Annotated in this window: 14 protein-coding genes; 11 read left to right on the top strand and 3 right to left on the bottom strand. The window is 71.7% G+C overall.

Annotation, left to right across the window (positions count from 1 at the left end):
* Positions 1–441 precede the first annotated feature (441 nt).
* The 4 genes from ACFYWM_RS25090 (at position 442) to gndA (ending at position 5,696) form a co-directional block, all read left to right on the top strand.
* A complete protein-coding gene (locus ACFYWM_RS25090; protein ID WP_389917916.1) occupies positions 442–1,173 on the top strand; it encodes an ABC transporter ATP-binding protein in 732 nt (243 codons plus the stop codon).
* Positions 1,170–1,988 (top strand): ABC transporter permease, encoded by an 819-nt coding sequence (locus ACFYWM_RS25095; protein WP_389917918.1) that lies wholly within the window; start codon positions 1,170–1,172, stop codon positions 1,986–1,988. Before ACFYWM_RS25090 ends, ACFYWM_RS25095 begins: the two co-directional genes overlap by 4 nt.
* A gap of 232 nt (positions 1,989–2,220) precedes the next feature.
* Positions 2,221–3,954, top strand: coding sequence for a serine/threonine-protein kinase (locus ACFYWM_RS25100; protein WP_389917920.1), 1,734 nt, complete (start codon positions 2,221–2,223; stop codon positions 3,952–3,954).
* Positions 3,955–4,265: 311 nt separating this feature from the next.
* Positions 4,266–5,696 carry an NADP-dependent phosphogluconate dehydrogenase gene (gene gndA, locus ACFYWM_RS25105; protein ID WP_389917922.1) on the top strand — a complete coding sequence of 477 codons (1,431 nt, stop codon included), beginning with the start codon at positions 4,266–4,268 and terminating at the stop codon, positions 5,694–5,696.
* A gap of 37 nt (positions 5,697–5,733) precedes the next feature.
* Here the strand turns inward: gndA and ACFYWM_RS25110 are convergent, their stop codons facing one another.
* Complete coding sequence (locus tag ACFYWM_RS25110; RefSeq protein WP_389917924.1) at positions 5,734–6,339, bottom strand: TetR family transcriptional regulator; 606 nt, start codon at positions 6,337–6,339, stop codon at positions 5,734–5,736.
* Positions 6,340–6,534: 195 nt separating this feature from the next.
* Between ACFYWM_RS25110 and ACFYWM_RS25115 the strand changes: the two genes are divergently transcribed.
* The 4 genes from ACFYWM_RS25115 (at position 6,535) to ACFYWM_RS25130 (ending at position 11,658) form a co-directional block, all read left to right on the top strand.
* Positions 6,535–7,311 carry a hypothetical protein gene (locus tag ACFYWM_RS25115; RefSeq protein ID WP_389917926.1) on the top strand — a complete coding sequence of 259 codons (777 nt, stop codon included), beginning with the start codon at positions 6,535–6,537 and terminating at the stop codon, positions 7,309–7,311.
* A gap of 28 nt (positions 7,312–7,339) precedes the next feature.
* Positions 7,340–8,467 (top strand): hypothetical protein, encoded by a 1,128-nt coding sequence (locus ACFYWM_RS25120; protein WP_389917927.1) that lies wholly within the window; start codon positions 7,340–7,342, stop codon positions 8,465–8,467.
* 178 nt (positions 8,468–8,645) lie between these two features.
* The gene (locus ACFYWM_RS25125) at positions 8,646–10,115 is read left to right on the top strand and encodes a hypothetical protein (RefSeq protein WP_389917929.1); all 1,470 of its coding nucleotides are present in this window, start codon (positions 8,646–8,648) and stop codon (positions 10,113–10,115) included.
* A 232-nt stretch (positions 10,116–10,347) separates the two neighbouring features.
* The gene (locus ACFYWM_RS25130; RefSeq protein ID WP_389917931.1) at positions 10,348–11,658 is read left to right on the top strand and encodes an AAA family ATPase; all 1,311 of its coding nucleotides are present in this window, start codon (positions 10,348–10,350) and stop codon (positions 11,656–11,658) included.
* A gap of 40 nt (positions 11,659–11,698) precedes the next feature.
* Here the strand turns inward: ACFYWM_RS25130 and ACFYWM_RS25135 are convergent, their stop codons facing one another.
* Positions 11,699–12,652 (bottom strand): GNAT family N-acetyltransferase, encoded by a 954-nt coding sequence (locus ACFYWM_RS25135; RefSeq protein WP_389917933.1) that lies wholly within the window; start codon positions 12,650–12,652, stop codon positions 11,699–11,701.
* Between the two features lie 215 nt (positions 12,653–12,867).
* Positions 12,868–14,442: an MDR family MFS transporter gene (locus ACFYWM_RS25140; RefSeq protein ID WP_389917934.1), complete on the bottom strand. Its 1,575-nt coding sequence runs from the start codon at positions 14,440–14,442 to the stop codon at positions 12,868–12,870.
* A 126-nt stretch (positions 14,443–14,568) separates the two neighbouring features.
* On the opposite strand from ACFYWM_RS25140, the gene ACFYWM_RS25145 reads away from it, so the two are divergent.
* The 3 genes from ACFYWM_RS25145 (at position 14,569) to ACFYWM_RS25155 (ending at position 16,149) form a co-directional block, all read left to right on the top strand.
* Positions 14,569–15,120 carry a TetR/AcrR family transcriptional regulator gene (locus tag ACFYWM_RS25145; protein ID WP_389917936.1) on the top strand — a complete coding sequence of 184 codons (552 nt, stop codon included), beginning with the start codon at positions 14,569–14,571 and terminating at the stop codon, positions 15,118–15,120.
* Complete coding sequence (locus ACFYWM_RS25150; RefSeq protein ID WP_389917938.1) at positions 15,117–15,443, top strand: DUF4031 domain-containing protein; 327 nt, start codon at positions 15,117–15,119, stop codon at positions 15,441–15,443. Before ACFYWM_RS25145 ends, ACFYWM_RS25150 begins: the two co-directional genes overlap by 4 nt.
* A 160-nt stretch (positions 15,444–15,603) precedes the next feature.
* A complete protein-coding gene (locus ACFYWM_RS25155; RefSeq protein WP_389918346.1) occupies positions 15,604–16,149 on the top strand; it encodes a type 1 glutamine amidotransferase domain-containing protein in 546 nt (181 codons plus the stop codon).
* Positions 16,150–16,273: the final 124 nt, after the last annotated feature.

Raw genomic sequence — 16,273 nt, forward strand, 5'->3', positions numbered from 1 at the left:
CTGGCTTTTAACACACTGTTGAGTTCTCAAGAAACGGACGCGTACACCATCACCCAAACCCAGCCGATCAGCCAGGCCCGAACTCCGGGGCGTTCGTTTTGTTTTATTCTGTTCTTTCGTTGTGCCCTTATTCTTTCAGGCCCGCTTTTTCGTGTCAAACCGACCCGATCCGGCTTACCTGTTTCAGAATTTCCAGCCTCCCCTTTCGGGGCAACCCGTCTAACTTACTTGATCGTCCGATTCGTGTCGAATCGAGCCTCTTTGGGGACAAAGATCCCGTAAGGAGAAAGATCATCAGAGAGGGTTCCGAGGCCCCGGCGTCACCGCCGTCTCCCTCGGGTCTGGTGAACTTTATGAACCGCGACCCACATCGTCAAATCAACCGCGTCCCAGGGGGAAAACCGATTGCCCGGAGGGGGCGGCTGACCGCACGCTGGCGTGGTGGTGATTCTCGAGGCTGTGGCGCTGGCGAAGAGGTTCGGTTCGGTGTCCGCCGTCCGGGAGGTGAGCCTCACCGTCGGCGCGGGCCAGATCGTCGGGCTGCTGGGCCCCAACGGCGCGGGCAAGTCGACGACCCTGCACATGCTCCTCGGCCTGATCACGCCTGACAGCGGCAGCATCCACATGTTCGGCCTTGACCTCGCCAGGAACCGGACCGAGGTGCTGAGCCAGATCAACTTCGCCGCGAGCTACGTCGACCTCCCCGGCGTCCTGCACGTGCGCGAGGTGCTCGACGCCTTCGCCCGGCTGTACGGCGTGCGGAGGCCGAGGGCCCGGGTGGAGGAGGTCATCGAGCTGCTGGACCTCGGCCCGCTGCGCAGGCGCCGCGTGATGGAACTCTCCTCCGGCCAGCGCACGCGCGTGCAACTGGCCAAGGCACTGATCAACGAACCGAGCCTGCTCATCCTGGACGAACCCACCGCCAACCTCGACCCCGACGCCGGTGACCGGATCCGCAACCTGCTCGTCCGGGTCGCCACCGAGAGCGGGCGGGCCATGCTCATCACGTCCCACAACATGCAGGAGGTGGAGCGGATGTGTCAGCGCGTCCATTTCATGTCCGAAGGCCGGATCGTGGCCAGCGGGAGCACCACCGAGCTCACCGGCGTCTACGGCGCGGAGGATCTGGAGGAGGTCTTTCTCAAGGTGGCGCGATCGGGGGCGCAAGCATGACGACGACCCTTCCCCCGCTCAGCCTGGCCGCGCGCAGGAAACGGATCAGCGGTGTCGTCTTCCGTGACCTGGCGGCGCTGCGCCGCAGCCCGGTCCGGATGTTCGAGATCGTCTTCTGGCCCACGATCGAGCTCTTCGTCTGGGGCTTCGTGACGCTGTTCCTGCAGTCGCAGCGCGTGCCGTTCATCGCCGCCTTCCTGCTCGGCGCCGTCCTGCTGTGGCAGGTGCTCCAGAAGGCGAGCAACGAGATCTCGATCGCCTTCCTTGAGGACATCTGGAGCAGGAATCTGCTGAACGTCCAGGTCAGCCCGCTCTCCAACGTCGAGTACGTGATCGGGCTGATCGTGTTCTCGTTCGGCAAGGTCGTCTTCGCCATCGCGATCATGTCGGGGCTGGCGCTCGCCCTCTACGGCTTCGGCATCACGAGCCTGGGCGCGGGGATGGTGCCGTTCATGGCGCTGCTGCTGGTGATGGGCTGGTCCCTCGGCCTGGTGGGAATCTGCGCGGTGTTGCGCTTCGGCGAGAACGCCCAGGTGATCGCCTGGTCACTGGTGTTCGTGGTGCAGCCGCTGGCGGGCATCTTCTACCCCGTCGAGACGCTTCCCGGCCCCCTCCAGGCCATCGCGGGGTTCCTGCCCGCCACCCACGTCTTCACCGGCATGCGGACCGTGCTGAACGGCGGCGCCGTGCCCTGGGACAGCCTCGCCTGGGCGGCGCTGCTGGACGTCGTCTACCTCGCCGCCACGCTCGGCCTGTTCGCGTGGGCGCTGCGCCACGCCCGCATGCGCGGCCGGCTCTCCCGCTTCGGCGAGTGACGGACGGCCGGGGATCAGGGCGCCGGGAGGGCTGGCAGCCCGCCAGATGGTGACCATGATGTCGTGATACGCGTGCGTGCTCCGGCGAAAACGACTCCGGCGACAGGCGTCCCATCGGCCGGCCGGTGTCTCACGGCCGTGGACGTCACCTTTCTGACCAGGCATGAGGAATACGCACCTAATTTGCGGATCAAACTCCGGTAATCTGCCGCTCGTCTTCAGGAGGTGGCAGGTGACCGGATCGGGCGCCTTTGCGGTACCGGGCTATGAGGTGTCCGGGGTGCTCGGCCAGGGCGGCTTCGGGATCGTCTACCGGGCCAGGCAGCTGGCGGTGGAGCGCGAGGTGGCGCTCAAGGTGGACAACCGGGTGCTGGTCTCCGAGCGGGACCGGCGCCGTTTCATGCGTGAGGTGACCTCGGCGGGCGCCCTCTCCGGCCACCCGCACGTCGCCCACGTCTACGACGCGGGGGTCCTGCCCGACGGCCGCCCGTACATGGTCCTGGAGCTGTGTCCCGGCGGGTCGCTGCTGGACCGGATGCGGGCCGAGAAGCGGCTGCCCCCGGCCGAGGTCGCCGACATCGGGATCCGGATCGCCGACGCGCTGGCGGCCGCGCACGCCGCCGGGGTGCTGCACCGCGACATCAAGCCCGCCAACATCCTGATCAACCGGTACGGCAATGTGGTGCTCTCCGACTTCGGGCTGGCCACCATGCCGTCCTCGGGGAGCGAGGCGTCGGTGACCCGGGAGTCCCTCACCCCGGCCTACGCTCCGCCCGAGGCGTTCGAGCTGACCGAACCCGCCGCCGCGGGCGACGTCTACTCCCTCGCCGCCACGCTGTACGCGCTGCTCTCCGGGCGCCCGCCGCGCTTTCCCGAGAGCGGCGTGGTCAACATCGCGGTCATCATGGCCCTGCACCGCCTGCCCGTCCCCGAGATCCCGGGGGTGCCGGCGGAGCTGACCGCCGTGCTCAGGGAGGCCATGGCCAGTGATCCCGCGCGGCGTACCCCCTCGGTGTCCGCGCTGCGCGACGCCCTCACGGACCTGCGCCTGGAGGGGAGCGGCCCGGCGCGCCGGTCCCCCGCCCCGCGTCCCGCCACTTCCTCCCCCTCTCCCTCCTCCTCTCCCTCCTCCTCTCCCTCCTCTCGCCCCGCTCCGGTCGCGGGCCCGGCCCGCCCCGCGCCGCCGTACGCGCCGGAGACGCCGTACGCGCCGGAGAGGCCGTACGCGTCGCCGTACGGCGCACCGGCGGCGCGGGGTGGGCCGGGCGGGGAGCCGGTGCGGTCGCATCTGACGTCGCCGGGTCTGAAGGGGCTCTCCAGTACCCAGTCGCCCGCGACGGCCCCGGCGCATCCCGGCCCGTCGAACGTGCGGGTCTTCGTCGCGGTGGCCGTGGCCTTCGCGATCCTGCTGCTGGCCGGGGTCGGGCTCATGTACATCGAGAACCGCGACCAGGGCCCGTCCACCGGGCAGCAGAGCCTCCAGGGCGACGGCAAGGGCGGCGGTGCGGCCCCGGTGGAGAGCGCGTCCGCGGCTCGCGAGGTTCCCGAGGTCGCCACGGTCACGACCGCCTGCCCCGCCACCGCGGTGACGGGCGCGGGGGCCGCGTGCGTGGCGGAGCCCGAGTGCTGGGGCGGCCTCGTCTCGATCGCGGGCGACACCACGGCCAAGCGGATCGGCTGCGAGGAGTCCCACTCGTGGGAGACGTTCGCGATCGCCCCGCTGCCGCAGGACTCCCTCACCTACGACTCGGCGGCCCTGGAGAGGCATCCGACGGTGAAGAAGGTGTGCACCGCGCGGATCATGCTCGCCTCCCGCTACGGCGACGCCCGCGGGATCGGGCAGGCCAGGTGGCGGAGCACGGTGCTGCCGCCCTCGAAGGAACAGTTCCAGGGGGGCGCGCGGACCTATCGCTGCCTGGGCGGGGTCCTCGGCTCGGAGGCTCCGGGGACCCTGTTCCGGCGCTGATCTCCCTCGCGGGTTCCCACGGCTCCGCGCCGGGACCTGACACTCCCGTCCTGCCACCGATCCCCCGGGATCCCGTGGCTCCGTGCCGAACGTCCGGACCGCTGTCCCGTCCCCGATTCTCACCGGAAACCCCGCGGTTCCGCGCCGGGCTCGGGACGTCTTCTCTTCCCCGCCGGGCGCGGGAACCCCTTGGGGACGGGCGGTCCGTTGATCCGTACGGCGCCGGGGGTCTCTCGTTCGGGCCCTCTCGACGCCTTTGATCGGCGGTGGGTGCAAACTGGCATCTTGGACACGACGAAGGAGTGTCAGAGATGACTCAGGCTCAGATCGGTGTGACAGGGCTGGCCGTCATGGGGGCGAACCTCGCCCGCAACCTGGCCAGGCATGGGCACTCGGTAGCGGTACACAACAGGTCCCAGCACAGGACCAAGGCACTGATCGAGGAACACGGGCACGAGGGGACCTTTGTTCCCTGCGAGACCGCTGAGGAGTTCGTCGCCGCGCTGGAGCGCCCCCGGCGAATTCTGATCATGGTCAAGGCCGGTGCGCCGACCGACGCGGTGATCGAGGAGTTCGCCCCCCTGCTGGAGCCGGGCGACATGCTCGTGGACGGCGGGAACGCGCACTTCCTGGACACGCGCCGGCGCGAGGCCGCGCTGCGCGAGCGTGGCCTCCACTTCGTCGGCGCGGGGGTCTCCGGCGGCGAGGAGGGCGCGCTGCTCGGGCCGAGCATCATGCCCGGCGGCTCGAAGGAGTCGTACCAGGCGCTGGGCCCGCTGCTGGAGGACATCGCGGCGAAGGTGGACGGCGTGCCCTGCTGCACGCACATCGGTCCCGACGGCGCCGGGCACTACGTGAAGATGGTGCACAACGGCATCGAGTACGCCGACATGCAGCTCATCGCCGAGGCCTACGACCTGCTGCGGCAGGGGCTCGGCCGGACCCCGGCGGAGCTCGCGGACATCTTCGCGGAGTGGAACGAGGGCGAGCTGTCCTCGTACCTGATCGAGATCACCGCCGAGGTGCTGCGCCAGGTCGACGCGGCCACGGGCAAGCCGCTCGTCGACGTGATCGCCGACCGGGCGGAGCAGAAGGGCACCGGCCGGTGGACGGTGCAGATCGCGCTGGACCTGGGCGTTCCGGTGAGCGGCATCGCCGAGGCGGTGTTCGCCCGCTCCCTGTCCGGTCACGCGGACCTGCGTGCGGCCGCGCGCGGCCTGCCGGGCCCGTCGGGCGTGCCCGCGGGGGCCGTCGGCGAGGACTTCGCCGAGGACGTGCGGCGGGCGCTGTACGCCTCGAAGATCGTCGCCTACGCCCAGGGGTTCGACCAGCTCAGGGTCGGCAGCACCGAGTACGGCTGGGACCTCGACCTCGGCGCGCTGGCCACGATCTGGCGGGGCGGCTGCATCATCCGCGCCGTCTTCCTCGACCGCATCCGCGAGGCGTACGCGGCGCAGGACAAGCCGGTCACCCTGCTCGCCGCCCCCTACTTCGCCGACGCGCTGACCCTGGCCCAGGATTCGTGGCGGCGGGTGGTGTCCAAGGCCGCCGAGCTGGGCATCCCGGCGCCGGGCTTCTCGACCGCGCTGGCCTACTACGACGGGCTGCGCGCCGAGCGCCTGCCCGCCGCCCTGATCCAGGGCCAGCGTGACTTCTTCGGCGCGCACACCTACGAGCGGGTGGACCGCGAGGGCTCCTTCCACACCCTGTGGTCGGCCGACCGCACGGAGGTCGAAGGCTAGCCGGTGCCCCCGGCCTTCCCTCTCTGGCAGCGCGTGTTCAGGGAAGGCCGGGGAGCAGGGCGAACGCGTGGTCGGCGGCGGCGACGGCCGACGGGTGGGTCTCCTCCGCCGTCGCCCCGCCGACCAGGGCCAGCCAGTTGCGCCGGGCCAGCACCCGCTGCGTGACGAGGACCTGACCGGCGACGAGCAGCGCGGTGAGCTCGTCCGTGTCCTCGGCGAGCGCGGTGGCGAGCGCCTCCTCGTCGAGGGCCATGTAGTGGAGCACCCTGGCCGCGAGACCGGGTGTGGAGAAGACCATCCGGTGGTAGCCGAGCACCTCGGGATGGTCGTTGAGCCCCGTCACGGGGTCGCGCCGCGCGAGCCCGGCCAGGAAGTGCCGGTGCAGCGCCGCCAGCGGCGTCTCGCCCGTCGCGCGCTCGCGGACGACCCGGGCCGCCTCTCCCTGATGGTCGGAGATGCGGTGCAGGACGAGGTCCTCCTTGGTCGGGAAGTACTTGAACAGGGTCGGCTTGGAGACCCCCGCCGACGCCGCCACCTCGGCGACCGACACCTCGTCGAACCCGCGCTCCAGGAAGAGCGTGATCGCCGCCGCCGAGATCGCCTCGTGGGCCTGCCGCTTCTTGCGTTCCCGGAGTCCTGTCACGCGTTCCAACCTAACAGAGGTGCAACCTGGTCAATATCTTAACCCGGTTAAGTTTTCCGGTCTCGCGTTCCGGATGATCAGTTTCGTATTAAATGTGCTTTTAGTCCGTTATTGCTATTCAAAAGCTCGCACTTTAATGCTGGAAATCGCTGGAATTCAGGGGAGGCTGGTGGAACTCCTGTTACGCTCCGGGCCGTGAGTGATTCACTGGACGCGCTGGAACGGCGGATAGCCGACCTCCGCGCCGAGGTGCGACGGGCGGTCAAGGCGAGGGAGAACTCGCTCGCCAGGTCGCTGCGCGGGGACCTCCGCAGGGCCGAGCAGGCGTGGGACGCGGCGGTGGCCTCCGAGTCCCCGGTGCCGCCGGACGAGCCCGAGACCTCGCTGCTGCCCATCAGGGAGCAGGTGCACCAGGCACTGACCATGCTGGGCGTGCCGACCCCGGCCAAGCTGATCGTGGCGGTGAACGACGCCTTCTTCTCCCGCGAGCTGCGCGGCTCCCAGCTGACCAGCCTGCGCCGCGACGAGGAGCGCTCGTTCCGCGGCGACCCCTACGCCAGGCCGTACTACCTGTGCGCCGCGCTCACCGACCGCCTCTCCCCCGCCCGGGGGCTGCTCGCCGACAGCACGTGGCCGCCCGAGCTGCGGGTGCTGGGGCCGCTGAGCCCGCGCGTCGACTTCCTCACCTCGGCCGTACGCGTCGCAGAGCAGCTGACGCGGCTGGCGGAGCCGCCCCCCGGGGCGGTGCGGCTGCTGTCGCGGATGGCGCAGAACATCCCGGGGGCCGTCGAGGGATTCGCCCCGGCCGACCCGGTGACCGCGATCCGCGCGGCACGGGCCGAGCTGGAGGTGCACCTGGCCGCCGACTCCGCGCAGCGGGCCGAGGTGGCGGCGCGGGCCACGAGGCAACTACCGGACGTGGAGCGCCTGTTCGGCGCCACCGCGATGAACACCTTGAGGGGGGCCTGTTGAAGACCAGGCTGGACGGGAAGACCGGCTCATGACCAAGCTCAGGGAGAGGTCCTTCCCGAACAGGCTTGACGAGCTGCGCGGGCCGATGCCGTCCCGTCCGCACGACGCGCGGGCCATCGCGGCGCTGGCCGCCAACCCCGGCTGCGCGCGCCGGGCGTTGATGGACGCCGCGGGGGTCGACAAGGACCTCACGGCCCGGCACGTCGGCTTCCCCGCGCCGTTCGGCCAGTCCCAGTTCGCGATCAGCCGCGGGAACGTGTTCGAGGCGCTGGTGAAGGAGAACGGCTGCGCCGAGCTGCTGCGCCTGCTGCGCGAGCTGCTCGGCCTGGATGTCACCCAGGTCGGCTACCGGGACGTGGAGAGCGTCGGCTCCCACCTGCGTCACTCGCACACCCGGACGCTGATCGACCGCGCGGCGCGCGAGGACGACGGCGCCGCGGTGTTCTACGACCACCCGCTGTTCAGCCTGCAGATCGCCGGGCACACCTCCTACCTGGAGCCGGACGTGGTGGCCTTCCAGATCGGGGGGCGCTTCCACATCGTCGAGATCAAGTCGTTCAGCGTGATCGACGGCCAGGCCGAGCCGGACAAGGTCGCGGCGGCGGCGCGGCAGGCGGCCGTCTACGTCCTGGCGCTGCGCACGCTCATGGCCGACCTCGGGCACGACCCGCGGCGCGTCTCCCACGACGTGGTCCTCGTCTGCCCGGAGAACTTCGCCAACCGCCCGACGGCGGCCCTGGTCGACGTGCGCAAGCACCTCTCGGTCCTCACCCGCCAGCTCGCCCGGATGACCAGGGTCGAGCGCCTGCTGGAGGGCCTGCCCGGCGACCTCACCTTCGACCTGGCCCCCGGCGAGGACGGCGTGCCGACCCGCTCGGCGGAGGAGCTGGCCCAGGCGCTGCTCCAGGTGCCCGCCCGTTACGCGCCCGACTGCCTGTCCACCTGCGACATGTGCATGTTCTGCCGTCACGAGGCCCGCGCCTGCGGGTCCACCGACCTGCTCGGGCGTCAGGTACGCGACCAGCTGGGCGGCGTCTCCGGCATGGACGAGGCGCTCGGCCTGGCCGAGGGCACCCGCGAACCGGCCGGGGACCAGGAGGAGATCGCCCGCCTGCTCCGGCTGGCGAACCGGCTGCGCGAGGAGTCGCTGCGGTGAGAACGGGCGTACCGGCCGCGCGGGACGTCAGCGCGGCGGGGATCGGCGCAGCCGCCGCGTGGGGCGGCGTGGCGGCTGAGGTGGACGCAGTGGACGCATCGGCCGCGTGGGACGCCGGCGCGGCCGGAGCCGGCGTATCGGGCCCGGCCGGGCCTTCGGGACCGGCGGAGGGCGGCCGGTGAGCACGCTGACGGCGCTGGCGCGGCTGCGGGCCGCCAGGGACGGCGTCGCGCAGCGGATCACCACGGTCCGGCACTGCCACGTCTCCGACCAGCCGCTGGTGCTCATCCCGCTCAAGCTCGCGGGCGAGGCCGCCGCGCCGCTGGCCGCCATGGTGGGCACCGACCCCAGCCACCCGCGGCTGCTCGTCGTCCCCCAGCCCCGCAACCGGGACCAGCGGTTCGCCTTCGCCGCCGGGCTGGCCGAGGTGCTGCTGCCGTACATCGAGGGGTTCGAGAAGAGCACCGAGACGGTCGAGCGCAGGGGCGGCGAGCCGTACGAGCGGTGCCTGGACGCGCCGCAGATCCTGGTGCCGAACCGGCCGGCGGCCTCGTTCGCCGGGCTGCTGGGCCGGTCCACCCGGTTCCGCCGGGCCGACGGCCCCTACCCGGTGCACCCGTCGGTGCCGCTGCTCGGCCGGTGGCTGACCTACTTCGGCGACCGGTCGCGGCAGCCGGGCTCCTCGGTGCTGCTCGCGGCCACCGAGGCGCTGAGCCTGCACTGGGCGACCGGGCAGAGCAACCTGGAGGACGCCAACCTGGCGGCGCTGCTGGGGTGGATCGACCCGCCGGCCGGGATGTCGGGGCGCCGGGCCGCCGAGGAGGCCGAGGACCCGCTGCTCTGGCCTCCGGCCGGTCCGGCCACCGACCCCGGCTTCGACAACGAGGTGCTCGGCCCCGCGATGCGCGCCTACGAGGAGGCGCCGACCGATCGCGCCGTCGACCGGATCGGCCAGGCGCTGCGCACCCAGCTCGAACCCACCTGGCGGCTGATGTGGCGGAGTGTGGAGCTGCTGCGTGCCCTGCCCGAGGGGTCGCGGGTGAAGGACCGCTGGGAGATCGACCGCGGGTCGTTCACCCGGTTCGTCGAGCGGATCGCCGAGGGCGGTCCGCCCCAGGCGCGCAGGGACGGCGCGGTCGGCGCCGCCGCGCGGCTGGCGGGGCTGGAGCGGGCGCGGGCGAGCTACGACGTGCAGCGGGCCCACGACGACCCGCTGCTCATGGCCGAGTACCGCCTGAGCGGCGAGGCCTTCGCCGGGACGGTGACGGCCGCCGACCCCGAGCACAGCGAGGGCGAGGGCCGCTCACGCAAGCTCCGGCCCCTGGTCACGGTACGGACCGGCGACCCGGTGCGGCTCGCCCCCGGCACCACGGTCGGCAGCCCCGACCGGCGCGGCCACGCGGCCGAGATCGTCGAGATCACGGGCGAGGAGATCACCCTCAAGATCACCAAGGGGATGGGGCGGGGCAGGACACCGGTCCCCGGCTCGGTGCCCGAACCGGGCGAGCGGGTCTCGTACACCTCGCTGACCGACGACTTCCAGTCGTCGGCGGCGCTGCCCGACCCGGAGCAGACGCCGTGGACCCACGGCGGGCCTCCCAAGGAGTACGAACCCAGCGACGACGACGCCCAGGAGGAATGGCTTTGAGCGCTCACCGGCCCCCGCGCCGCCGCGCGACGTCCCCCGCCCCGTGCACCCCACGCGTCACCGGCCCGGCGACCCCGGGCGCCCCGCACGGCCGCGACGCCCGGGACCGCCCCGCCCCGTGCGCCGTGTGCGCCTCCGGCCCGGCGACCCCGAGCGCTCCGCGCGGCCGCGACGCCCGGGACCGCCCCGCCGCGTGCGTTTTTGGCGCGGCGGGCCGTGACGGGGGTGCGCCGTGACCCCGCAGGCCGTGACCCCGCAGCAGGAGGCGGCGGCCGTGGTGGCGGCCGTGCTGGCCGACCTGCCCCGCCACCGCGGCGTGGTCGTGGACTCGCCGCCGGGCGCGGGCAAGTCCACTCTGGTGGTGAAGGCCGCGGGACACATCGCGGAGACCGGCGAGCCGCTGATGATCGTCGCCCAGACCAACGAGCAGGTCGACGACCTGGTGGAGCGGCTCGCGACCGAGCACCCCGACCTGCCGATCGGCCGACTGTCGGCGAGCGGCTACATCACGCCCGGCCGCATCCTCGCCCACCCCAACGTCTCGGTCGCGGGCAAGCTGCCCGACCTGGGGGACCCCGCCGTGGTGATCGCCACCGCCGACAAGTGGGCCTGGATCGGCGACCGCACCTGGCCCTGGGCCATCGTCGACGAGGCGTACCAGATGCGCTCGGACAAGCTGCTGCGCATCGCCTCGCTGTTCGAGCGGGCACTGTTCGTGGGCGACCCCGGCCAGCTCGACCCGTTCTCGATCGTGGACGGCGACCGCTGGGCGGGCCTGTCGTGGGATCCGGTGCAGAGTGCGGTCTCGGTGCTGCTGCGGCACAACCCCGACCTGCCGGTGCACCGGCTGCCGGTCTCCTGGCGGCTGCCCGCCTCGGCGGCGCCGGTGGTCTCCGAGGCGTTCTACCCGTTCACCGGGTTCCGCGCGGGGACGGGCCCCGGCGACCGGTCGCTGGAGTTCACCGTGAACGGCATGCGCACCTCCCACGACCGGGCGCTGGAGGAGGCGGCCGCGTCGGGCTGGGCGCTGTACGAGCTGCCGAGCCGCCACACGGTGCGCACCGACGCGGAGGCCGTGGCGGCGACCGCGGTCCTGGCGACGCGGCTGCTCCAGCGGGGTCCGGTCGCGCACTCCGAGCGCGGCAGCCATCCCGTCACGGCCGACAGGATCGCCATCGGCGCCGCGCACCGCGACCAGGTCGCCGCGATCAGGGCCGCCGGGGTGCCGCCGGAGATCACGGTGGACACCGCCAACCGCCTGCAGGGCCGGGAGTACGACGTGACGATCGTGCTCCACCCGCTCTCCGGGCGCCGCGACGCCACCGCGTTCCACCTGGAGTCGGGGCGGCTGTGCGTGCTCACCTCCCGGCACCGGCACGCCTGCGTCGTGGTGGCCAGGGCGGGCATTCCCGAACTCCTGGACGCCCACCCGTCGTCCGAGCCGGTCCAGCTCGGCGTGCCGGTGAAGTTCCCCGACGGCTGGGAGGCCAACCAGGCGGTGCTGGCCCACCTCTCCAAGCACCGGGTGACCCCGGAGGAGTGACCTCGGAGGACGGCTCCGGACGGAGCCCGGCGCGGCGCGGTCAGATCGTGCGCCGCCAGACGTCGATGGCCAGCACCTGGCGCATGCCCACCGAGAGGTAGAGGTCGAGGGCGGGCGTGCTGTTGTTGGCGTCGACGTGGAGGTAGGTGCCGACCCTGCCCCGGCGGGCGTCGTCGGCGAACGCCCCGCGCAGCATGAACCGGCCCAGGCCCCGGCCCCTGAAGGCGGGGAGCACCGCCAGCTGGCGTACGTAGCCGGAGTTCTCGTCGCCGAGGAAGGCGTTGGTGCCCAGCAGCATCGCCACGGGCTCGCCGTCGAGGCGGGCGACCGCCAGCTGCGCCCAGTCGGTGTTGACGGAGGAGTCCAGCTCGTCGTACCACTCGTCGTAGTCCTTCGGGGTGAACCCGAAGTGCTCGGCGAACCCGGCCTGCTGCACGGCGTGGCCCTGGCGGCGCACCTCCTCGGTGAGTCCGTGGTGCACCGTGATCCCGGCCGGGAGCTCGGGCCGGGGCACCGTTCCCTCGTGGTCGGCGCGGAGGCGGATGAAGCTGGTGGCCGCGGCGAAACCACGGGCGGCGGCGACGGCCCGCTTGCCGCTGTCCTCCCGGTAGAGGCCGATGTCCACCACGGCCCGCTCGTGGCCGAGCTCGGCGGCGATCCGCCTGGCCCGCTCGGTCACGGTGTCCCAGAGCGGGCCGGTCAGGTCCGGCGCGGCGGGGTGTACGACGACGTCGACGTCGACGTTGTCACTGGCGCCCTTGCGGCAGGCCCATGCCCACGCCACCAGCCGCCCGGTCTCGTCGTGGACGAGCCAGCCGTCGGACTCCGGGTCGAAGGAGGAGTCGTTCAGCTGGTCGGCGACGTCGTCCAGGGTCATGTCGGCCTTGCCGATCACCTGGGTGTCACAGAGCGAGACGAGCTCGTGGATCTCGCGAGCGTCGTCGGCCAGCGGGCGCCGGGTGACGTACCCGGCGACGGGGGTGGTTGTCTTCATGTCCCCATCGTGGCGAGGGCGGCTTGGGGATCGCTGGGTCACGGCTTGGGGCCCGGCTCCCAGTGGGGTGCCGGGCCCCGCGTTCCGGGTCCCGCGTTCCGGGTCCCGTGTTCCGGGTCCCGCGTTCCGGGTCCCGCGTTCCGGGTCCCGCGTTCCGGGTCCCGGTCGGCCGGTCAGCCGGAGCGCCGGGACCGGGGAGTGGGTCTTGAAGCCGGTCAGTCGAGCACCGGGACCGGGGGCCGGGCCTCCTCGGGCGCCTCGGGACCGCCGCGCAGCGGGACCTCCTTGATGAAGGCCGCCAGCAGCGGCACCGCGACGGCGAACAGGATCGCCCACCAGAAGACGCCGGAGATGGACTCGGCCAGCGACTCCAGGAAGCCGACCCGTACACCGGCGGGCAGCTTGTGCAGCGCGGCCGGGTCGAACTGGGCGCCGCCGGAGGCGAGCCGCTCGCCCGCGGCGCCCAGTTTGCTCTCCAGGCTCTCGGTGAGGTGGTTGTTGAAGACCGCGCCGAACAGCGAGACGCCGAACGAGCCGCCGATGGAGCGGAAGAAGGTCGAGGCGCTGCTGGCGACGCCGAGGTCCTTCTGCTCGACGCTGTTCTGGGCGATCAGCATGGTGGTCTGCATCAGGAAGCCCATGCCGAGGCCGAGCACCGCGATGAACACGCCGGTCTGCCAGGCGGGGGTGTCGACGCCCATCAGGGAGAGCAGCCACATGCCGAACGCCATGCCCACGCCGCCGAGGATCGGGTAGATCTTGTACTTGCCGGTCCTGGTGATGGCGCGGCCGACGAAGAGCGAGACCACCATGGCGGCGCCCATCATCGGGAGCAGCAGCAGGCCGGAGTTGGTGGCGCTCGCCCCCTGGACGGTCTGCTGGAACAGGGGGAGGAAGTTGATCGCGCCGAACATGGCGAACCCGAGCAGGAAGCCCACACCCGAGATCAGGCTGAAGTTGCGGTCGCGGAAGACGTTGAGCGGCATGATGGGCTCGGCGACGCGGCGCTCCACCAGGACGAACAGCACCAGCGTGACGACGGCGAGCCCCGCCAGGCCGAGGATCTGCCACGATCCCCACCCGTAGTCGTTGCCGCCCCAGGTGGTGATGAGGACCAGTGCGGTGATGCCGACCGAGAGCAGGGCCGCGCCCAGCCAGTCGATGCGGTGCTCGGTACGGAGTTTCGGCAATTGCAACTTGACCGCGAGCAGTGCCAGGGCGACGAACCCGACGGGCAGGTTCACGTAGAAGGCCCAGCGCCAGTCGAGGTGGTCGGTGATGAACCCGCCGATGAGCGGCCCCGCGATCATGGCGAGTGACATCACGGCCGCCATGATGCCCTGGTACTGGCCGCGCTCGCGGGGCGGGACGAGGTCGCCGATGATCGCCATGGCGTTGACCATGAGGCCCCCGGCCCCCAGGCCCTGGAGCGCGCGGAAGGCGATGAGCTGCATCATGCCGTCGGACGGTCCGCCGAGCATCCCCGAGCCGGCCATGCCGCAGAGCGCGGAGCCGATCATGAAGATGACGATGGAGGCGAGGAAGATGCTCTTCCTGCCGTACAGGTCGCCGATCTTGCCCCAGATGGGGGTCGAGACGGTGGTGCCGAGCACGTAGGCGGTCACCACCCAGGACAGGTGGGTCAGCCCGCCGAACTCGCCGACGATGCGGGGCAGCGCGGTGCTGACGATCATGTTGTCGAGCATGGCCAGGACCATCGCGAGCATCAGGCCCGGCAGCACCACCATGACCTCGCGACGCCGCGCCGGCGCGGCCGCGGTCTCCTTCACTTCTTCGCCCCCTGTTGAGAAATCCTTGTGGATCTTGCTTACTTGCCGACCGGCTAGCATCGGCTACGATGGAAGGTAAGCCGCTTACTTGCCGGCCGTCAAGTTGATTTCTCGGTAAAGGGAACCATGAGGGAACACGCCGACACACGAACGCGCATCCAGGAGATCGCCCTGAAGCTCTTCACCGAGCAGGGCTACGAGGCCACCTCGCTCCGCGAGATCGCGGAGGCCCTCGGCGTGACCAAGGCGGCCCTCTACTACCACTTCAAGACCAAGGACGACATCATCGCCAGCCTGGCGGAGGACCGGGTGAGGTCGATCGAGGAGCTGGTCACCTGGGCCCGCTCCCAGCCGCACACCGACGAGATGCGCGAGGAGCTGGTCCGCCGCTACTCCCACGACCTGTACCGGGGCAGGCACCGCGAGGTCATGCGGTTCTTCGAGCGCAACCAGACCTCGCTCAAGAACCATCCGACGATGGAGAAGACCCGCGAGCGGATGTTCGAGCTGCTCGCCTTCCTCGTCGACCCGGAGGATCCCCTGTCCACCCAGCTGAGGCACTCGATGGCCCTGTTCGCGCTGCACGCCTCGCTGTTCATGCTCAGGGACGACTCGATCACCGACGAGGAGCGCCAGGCGGCCGCCCTGGAGGTCGCGCTCGACCTCGCCCGGCGATGAGCGTCCTCATCGACCCGCCCAACTGGCCGGGTCCGCACGGCCTGCTCTGGTCACACCTGGTCAGCGACAGCTCGACCGGGGAGCTGCACGCGTTCGCGGAGCTGCTCGGCGTGCCGCCCCGGGCGTTCGACCGCGACCACTACGACGTCCCCGAGACCGTCTACGAGCGGGCCGTCGCGCTGGGCGCCGAGGCCGTGTCCTCGCGCGAGCTCGTCACCCGGCTCACCGCCGCGGGCCTCCGCCGGCGCAAGGTCCGCCCCGGGACCGGCGGCTCCCGTACGGACCCCGGGACGCAGGTCCCCGGAGCGGCGGCTCCCACGTAGATCCCGGCACACAGGCCCCCGGACCGACCGTCCTCGCGCGGATCCCGGGACCGGCGGCCCTCGCACAGATCCCCGGCACCGGCGGCCCTCGCATAGATCCCGGCGACACGGGCATGGCATCCCCCTGATGACATCACCGCACGTCAACAAAGGGGACGACATGCTGAACGGCAAGACGATCGCGTTCCTCGTGGCCCCGGAGGGCATCGAGCAGGTCGAGCTCACCGAGCCCTGGCAGGCCGTCAAGCAGGCCGGGGGGACTCCCCGGCTCATCTCCACCGAGCGGGGACAGGTCCAGGGGTTCAACCACCTCGACAGGGCCGACACCTTCCCGGTGGACGCCACGGTCGAGGAGGTCTCGGCCGCCGACTTCGACGGGCTGGTGCTGCCGGGCGGCGTCGCCAACCCCGACTTCCTGCGGACCGTGCCGGAGGCCGTCGGCTTCGCCAAGGAGTTCTTCGACGCGGGCAAGCCGGTCGCGGCCATCTGCCACGCGCCCTGGACCCTGATCGAGGCGGACGTCGTACGCGGCCGGAAGGTCACCTCCTGGCCGAGCCTGCGGACCGACCTGCGCAACGCCGGGGCGACCTGGGAGGACCACGAGGTCGTGATCTGCGACTCGGGCCCGAACACGCTGATCACCAGCCGCAAGCCCGACGACCTCAAGGCCTTCTGCCAGGCCGCGATGGACGCCTTCTCGGGCTAGCGGCCCGCGGTCACCCGAACCGGGCCGGGATCCGAGATCCCCGCCCGGCGGGTGTCGCATGCCCGTAGCCCGGAGAGAATCCTCCATGTATTCGACCATCTGCCACGCATGAGGCGCTTTGCCG

It is taken from the genome of Streptosporangium sp. NPDC002721 (genome assembly GCF_042888905.1).
In the GTDB taxonomy this organism is placed as follows: Bacteria; Actinomycetota; Actinomycetes; order Streptosporangiales; family Streptosporangiaceae; genus Streptosporangium.